5 protein-coding genes are annotated in these 7,723 nt (G+C 40.4%); 1 reads left to right on the forward strand and 4 read right to left on the reverse strand.

The window, feature by feature from the left end:
• The 4 genes from ACO1O5_RS09185 to ACO1O5_RS09200 form a co-directional block, all read right to left on the reverse strand.
• The coding region (locus ACO1O5_RS09185; RefSeq protein WP_486269551.1) for a ThuA domain-containing protein at positions 1-1,782 on the reverse strand (1,782 nt) is incomplete at its 3' end.
• Positions 1,783-1,862: 80 nt separating this feature from the next.
• Complete coding sequence (locus ACO1O5_RS09190; protein WP_486269552.1) at positions 1,863-3,809, reverse strand: alpha-amylase family glycosyl hydrolase; 1,947 nt, start codon at positions 3,807-3,809, stop codon at positions 1,863-1,865.
• 12 nt (positions 3,810-3,821) lie between these two features.
• Positions 3,822-4,772, reverse strand: coding sequence for a carbohydrate kinase family protein (locus ACO1O5_RS09195; RefSeq protein WP_486269553.1), 951 nt, complete (start codon positions 4,770-4,772; stop codon positions 3,822-3,824).
• A gap of 76 nt (positions 4,773-4,848) precedes the next feature.
• Positions 4,849-6,336, reverse strand: a complete 1,488-nt coding sequence (locus ACO1O5_RS09200; protein ID WP_486269554.1) for an MFS transporter — start codon at positions 6,334-6,336, stop codon at positions 4,849-4,851.
• A gap of 422 nt (positions 6,337-6,758) precedes the next feature.
• Here ACO1O5_RS09200 and ACO1O5_RS09205 point away from each other — a divergent pair.
• The coding region (locus ACO1O5_RS09205) for a TonB-dependent receptor plug domain-containing protein (RefSeq protein ID WP_486269555.1) at positions 6,759-7,723 on the forward strand (965 nt) is incomplete at its 3' end.

Raw genomic sequence — 7,723 nt, forward strand, 5'->3', positions numbered from 1 at the left:
AGGATACCAGATAAACGCAGGTTGCGCAGGAGGCAATTGCTGTAAGCCGGTATTATTTCGGGAATTATTGATCGGTTTAGAAGGATCGAATGCGGCTCCTGATTTACCCGTAGCATAGTCATATTCCCGGTAAGGAAGATTGTTAGCTATGACAAATGGCCAGCCAAAAAAACCTGCTGTTCTTGCCTGGTTAAATTCATCATAACCACGTGGGCCACGGGTTTCCATGCTATCGTTATTGGCATCAGGGCCTACTTCGCCCCAATATAAAAACCCCGTCTTTTGATCTACGGAAATGCGATAGGGGTTTCTATCGCCCATTACATATATTTCCGGCTTTGTTTTGGCCATGCCTTTGGGAAACAAATTACCATCAGGAATGGTATACGTTCCATCTTCGTTTACTCTTATCCGTAAGATTTTACCCCTAAGGTCATTCGTGTTGCCTGCACTGCGACGGTCGTCATACTGCAGATGCCCGGGACGGTCATCTAACGGCGCATAGCCGTGACTCGCAAATGGTTGGTTAGGTTCATCAAAAGGAGTCGTGTTATCACCCGTTGATACATATAATAGCCTGTCTTTACCAAACGCAACTGAACCGCCTGTGTGGCAGCAGATGTCTCGCTGGGAATACAATTGTAAAATTATTTTTTCAGACCCGGGGTCAATTGAATCGTTATTAAAGGTAAACCTCGATAAGCGATTCACGGAAGTGTCTGTTGGGCTGTAATAAATATATACAAAATGGTTTTTGGCAAAATCAGGATCTTTCTGAATGCCCAGCAATCCTTCTTCTGCGTTTACGCCTGGCTTATCTGTTCTCCAGTATACATTTAAAAATCCGGCCTGTTTAACCGTTTTCGTATCGTTCTTATAAAGCATAATTTCTCCCCTGCGTTGTGCTACTAATACATCGAGGTTTGGAAGAATCGTCATTTCAGTTGGCTCAAAAAAAGTGCCTTGTACCAATTGTGTTTTTACAAACCGGTTTTCTTCAGGAATGATGGGTGTGGGTACTTTTGAATAGTCCAATTCATTATGATCACCCATAGCATATTTAATTCCACCAAGAATATGTTTAAGGTAATTGGAGTCGCTGTAAGATTCTTCAGTGTGACCTAATTCTGTATACCACGCTCTTCCACCATCATAGTCATGATACCATGCCATCGGGTGGTAGTCACCGTTAGTGCCGCCTTTATAACTTTTTTCATCGATAGTTAATAATACATGTACATTGCTGCTGAGGTTCTTAAAATTGTACCATTCATCTTTTCGTATCCACGGATCGGGCAGATGTTTGGTAGAGATATCATTTTTGTCAACTACGTGTAAGCTTGCCTGTTGTTGCTCCGGATGTCCGTTAAACGTGGCTCCCACCAATCGCTGGTACCAGCCCCAGTGATAGCCTGCATCTGTTGCGGCATGAATACCTACAAATCCGCCACCGGCTTCAATATACCGCTGAAAGGCGTTTTCCTGGTAGTTGTTTAAAAGAATGTCGTCGTTATCGGTTGTACTTAAAAACACCACTGCTGCATACTTATGTAAACTGTCTTGTGTAAACATTTCAGCGTTGGAGGTAGTGTCTACACCAAAGTTATTTTCCTGGCCAAGTTTAATAATGGCATCTACGCCGGCAGGTATGGAAGAATGATGGAAGCCTGTCGTTTTTGTAAAGACTAATAAGCTTGGCCGGCCAGAACGTTTGTTACAACTGAAAAGCAATAATGCAGAAACGGAGACAATTGCGAGGCGCAATGAAATGTATTTTTTCATTAGACGATTAATGTGGAGAGGTTAAGTTATTGTATCAATATTTTGTTCAAATGTATTTAAATTATAAGTGTTTACCTTATCTAAACAGCTTCCATTATGTGAAAACCATAAGGTTGAATGATCAGGTATTCATGATCGTTGCCAACACGGTATTTTTCCTGCGACCAGTGATCGTATAGTTTTTGAGGAACATTTTTATTTTCTTTAAATGCGTACCATGTTAAATAGGCGGGCTTACTGCTAAAATTGAATAAACAAAAAATTTGCTGCTCTTGCGTAACTCTCATAAATCCCGCGATGTGAATATTATGGGGCGTTATCCATATAAGATTACCGGTGTCAGCAACAGCAGGTAATTTTTTTCTAATGCGAAGAAGACGCTGCGTGCCTTTAAATATTCTGTTTTCAATTGTTCCATTAACATCTTTCAATTGGTTCTTGCCCCAATTAATTACCGGTCGGTGCATCCAGCGATTGTCATAACTTTTTCCGGCGTCATTTAAATAAGTGCTATCGTTAGTATATCCCACCTCATCACCATAAAAAATCATAGGCATGCCGCCAACAAAAAAGGTTAATGACTGCATCAACAATATTTTATTGATTGCAATCGTGATTTCATTTTGATCGTTGTCTTCAACTGCTTTCTCCAGTCCGCACAAAGAGGCCAGCGTTCCGCTGATACGGGCATCTCCCGTCTTTGGATTGTAAGAAAACAATGCGCCTTTTGCAGGAGATCCTGGATAATTTCCTGAATAATAATTTTTTAAGAACTGCCGGTGTTCGTAGGCATCAAATCCAGATTGCTGAATCATATAATCATCGTACCCCAGGCCAATATCATCATGGCAGCGTGTGTAGGTAATCCACGAAGTGCCTACAGGTTTTTTTAATAAAATATTTTGCGCAGCAAGCATGGTTCGGGTATTAGCAGTTGCGAGTGCATCCCATTGCAGAGCCATTTGGGTAGCATGGTAGGCAAAGTCACATTCTTTCGCAGTAAAGGTTCCTGTTCCAAAATAATTCATGATTTCTTTTGGTGAAACAATCGCTTCGCCCAGCAAGGCCATGCCCGGTGTTGCTATTTCGGTACAAAGTTTTATAAGTCTTAAGATATTATGCGCCTCGGGTAAATTTTGACAGGTTGTTCCAATTTGTTTCCAGATAAATGCCGGCGCATCTATACGAAGGATATCGATTCCCAAATTTGCATAAAAGAATATGGTATCAAGCATCGCCACAAATACTTCGGGATTTGAATAATTAAGATCCCATTGATAGCGATGAAAAACCGTCATTACCCATTTATTGCAATCTTCAATCCATGTAAAATTTCCCGGCGAACTTTCCGGGAAAATTTCCGGCATTGACTTTTCAAACTCATCAGGAATGTTTCGGTCTTCATACATATAAAAGAAATCCTGGTATTCGGTATCACCTGACTTTGCTTTCCTGGCCCATTCATGCCGATGCGAAGTATGATTCAGAACAATATCAACCATCAGGTACATATCGTTATCGCTCATGTTTTGTTGAAGATGTTTCAGGTCTGCCAGGGAGCCAAAACGTTTATCCACCTCCCGGAAATTTGAAACAGCGTAACCGCCATCACTTTCTCCCTCAGGGCTCTCGAAAAGCGGCATTAGATGCAGCAGGTTAACTCCCAGTTCTTTAAAATACGGAAGCTTTTCGTCGAGTTTATTAATTGTTCCGCAAAACCGGTCAACGTAAAGGCTCATTCCCGCGAGCTCATTGCTGAGAAACCAGTTTCCTTTTTGAAGTTTACGAATATCTTTTAGTTTCAAGCCTGGATTGCGGTTTTTAAAAGCTGTGATAATTGTTCTCAATAATTTTTCAAAAAAAATATCGGCTTTTGGATGGCCGCCATATAAGCCATCGTATAATGAATGAATAAAAAATGCGTTGGCAATAAACCGGGAGGACAATAAATTATTCTCAGTGGATCTTTCGGGTAGTTGTTCAGCAATTATATCTTCTATTTTCGAATGAACTTTAAAATCGTACATGCCTTTCCGTTATTAATCTAATATCAGGTTATTTAAATGTTTAAATGCTTCCATGGCACCCATATATTCGCACGTGCGGGCACCTGCTTTGTTGCCGTTGGCAATAATTTCTTTCCAGTCCGCTGCGCCAAGGGCAAGTATCACCGTTGGCGAAAATTTACTTAACTGGTATAATACGGCGCCAACAAAAGCGTCGCCGGCGCCTGTAGTATCTATAGGCTTTACGGGTATACTGGGTATCGTCGATTTATTTTTTTTATGTACCAGCATGGTTCCTTCTTTCCCAAGGGTTATGGCAAAAGTGGCCGTGGTTTTTTCTGCCAGGATGCCGGCAGCATCAATCACGGAATCTTTACCGGTTAGCAGCATTGCTTCTTCATCGCTTACTTTAAAGAAATCACATTGCTCCATAAAATGCCACGACTGTTTAATGAACGACGATACATTACTTCTCCAAAGCAATTGCCGGAAGTTGGGATCAAAACTGATAAAAATATTTTTTTCCTTTGCTTTTTGCAATAAGCTTTTATAGGCACTGCGCAGTGGGCCTGGCAGAAACGCGGTAGCAGAACCAAAATGCACAATGGCACATTCATCTAAGTCAATTCCTGCGATGTCGCTTTTGCTTAACTGGCCATCCGCACCCCGATTGAAAACAAAATCACGTTCGCCATCTTTCATCAGGGATACAAAGGCAAAAGTGGTAAAGTGATTTTTGTCTTGCAACATCCATACTGTCGATACACCAAAATCTTTCATCACGTCAATTAGTTGCTGGCCAAAAGGATCAGCACCAACCTTAGCGGACAATAGAACATCGCCTCCTAAGGCGGCAATTGCGGCAGCAACGTTAGTTGGTGCCCCACCTGGTTTCTTTAGGAAGTTTTCACCTTTTGAAAGTGACAGGCCGGTATCGGTGCAAATCATGTCTATGAGCGCTTCGCCAATACAAAGAATTTTCATTTTTTTCTATTTGTGAATGAAGATATAATTAAACCCTGTTCTAAGTAGATTTATACCGGTCATTTTTGTGTCTGAACTAATGGCCTGCGCCAATGGGAATTATTTCATCAATGCCAGGTTTCTCAGCTTTAATGAGAAGCGTTGCTGATGCAGCAATTAATAAAAGCACACCCGCAAATGTGATGGCATTTCTCGGATCATCATGCAAAAAATGTTTTAGTATAAATCCAAATGTAGTCGTTTGTATAAACATCGGAATAACGATCATCATATTTATAATACCCATGTAAACACCATACCTTTCCTTTGGTATCTTACTAACTACCATTAAATAGGGAATCCCCATCATACTGGCCCATCCAATACCAAAGCCGGTTATGGCCGGAAACAGAAAGTATTTATTTTCGATATGGGGAAATGCGAGAAACCCAATACCCGCCAAAACCAAACATCCAAAATGTACCAACTTGGGCGAATATTTTTTTGCAAACCAAACGAGGCCAAAGGCACACAAAAAGGTAACAATATTATACCAGCCGTTTACGAGGCCCGTCCAACTCACAGCTTTTTCATACAATTCTGCATTTTGTTTTGGCGTAGTGTGCCATACAGATAATGCAACACTTTTAGAAGAATTCTGCCAATAGCAAAAAAGTGCATACCATTGAAATAAGTAAATTAACGCCAGTTGCCACATTACTTTTGGCATATCCACCATGGCATCGAGAATTTCAATATTCTGCGCAAACAAGACTTTCAAAAACGAATGCGCACGTGCGTAGTTAAGAAATTTTCTGAATAACTTTCTATAAAAGATCGTGGGTATAATTAAGAGTGCCAGTACTATATAAGCAACTACAGAAGTTAGAATGGTTAAAAGAAATTGTACAATAGCTGGTGGCATTCCTTTGTTTCTTTCATTTAATGCTGAGAGTTCTTCAGCACTGGGAGGTATTTCCGGGGTTTTATATATACTCCAGCAGATAGAGCCAATGGAGCAGGCCGCTCCTAAAAAAAATGACGCAAAAACCCAGGTTGGTAATTTGCCGGTTTTTCCAATAAATATCATCGGGAAAATGAACAGAGACACGTTAGCCAGCGTTTGTCCGAAGCCGGTAAAAAAACTTTGTGCCTGGAAGCCAGTCGGTTGTTGAGATGCATCTAATTTATCTGCAATAAAAGCCCGGTAAGGTTCCATTGCCGTATTATTTCCCGCATCTAACAACCATAGTAAACTGGCGGCCATCCATAAAGCGCTGCTAAAAGGAAACAGAAATAAAGCCACGCTGCAGGTCATTGCGCCAATAAAAAAATAGGGAGTTCTTCTTCCCCATCTCGGATGCCACGTTTTGTCGCTTAAGGCTCCGATAATTGGTTGTATTATTAAACCCGTAAGAGGTCCCGCTAAATTGAGCCACGGAATCTGGTCCGGGCTTGCTCCTAAAAAATCGTAGATCGGGTTTACCGCACTTTGTTGTAATCCGAAGCTATATTGAATGCCAAAGAACCCAACATTCATATTTATTATTTGCGAAAAAGTAAGCCTTGGTTTATGCCATGTCATAAATTCTCATATTAGTCATAATTCAATCGCGGATAAATATACTGATTTGTTTTATTGGGATGTGCTGAATTTACAGCACGTCAATTTTTGAATTATTAAAAAGTATTTAATAAACGATATTAGACTTGAAACCGGCCCCAAATATAATTTTAGATATTTTTTTATCTTGATTTTCAAACATGTGATACAAATTGGGTTGCCGGTTCAACCTACATTTATTAATAATATAATCATTGCGATGCCTCCTACATTTCTTGGTAAGCTGCCCAAAAAATAATAATTGTACTTTTGACACGAATAATTATACAATTCTATCTTTTGTTAATACTATTTTAATATAGTGCCATTTTTTATTTTTTAGGAAAAATAGTTTTGCTTAGATTTATTACCAAATTAATTCATCTTACACCAATTACTTGATTATGAGACAAAAAATACTGTTCATCAGTTTACTCGTCATTTTTAGCCTTACGCAAACGTTTGCTCAACAAAAATCTATCTCCGGAAAAGTTACAGATGCCTCAACCGGGCAACCAGTAGTTGGCACTACAGTTAGTGTGAAAGGTACCAAACTGGCAACTCAGACCGACAACGATGGAAATTATTCCATCTCGATTCCAAATTCAGCGAAGGCATTAATATTTACGACCATCGGATATGAGTCGCAGGACGTATTAATAAATGACCAGACCCAGATTTCGGTTTCATTAAAAACCACAGTCTCTAACTTAAACGAAGTTGTCGTGGTGGGTTATGGTACCCAAAAGCGTAAAGACTTGACGGGGTCTGTAAGTAGCATCTCCGCGGCTTCAATAGAAAAGGTACCGATTACTACGGCTCAGCAGGCGTTGCAGGGGCGGGCTGCAGGGGTACAAATAATAAATAATGATGCTTCTCCCGGGGGGAATATATCAGTGTTAATACGAGGTGTTGGTAGTCTGGCCAGTGGGGGTAATAATCCTTTATATGTTGTAGACGGCTATCCTACAACAGGAGGAATTAATAATATCAACGCAAATGATATTGCCAGCATAGATGTGTTGAAAGATGCATCGGCAACGGCTATTTATGGTATACGTGCGGCTAATGGAGTTGTAATCATTACTACAAAGAAGGGTACAAAAAATAATAAGGTCCAGGTTTCCTTAGATGCTTATAATGCTGTTCAGTCCAGGCCAAAAGAATATAAGCTGTTAAATGCACAGCAGTTTGCGAGTCTTTCCAATGAAGTTGAAGCGGCTGATTCAACGCATTCTTATTTTGGATTGCCGGTGTGGCATACGCCGAGCGCCCTCCATAATATAGATTGGCAGAATGCCGTTTACCGCACGGGCTTAACACAAAATTATACAGTTGGCATACGTGGAGGAAATGAGAAAGTTCAGGC

This window comes from Ginsengibacter sp. (genome assembly GCF_057362405.1).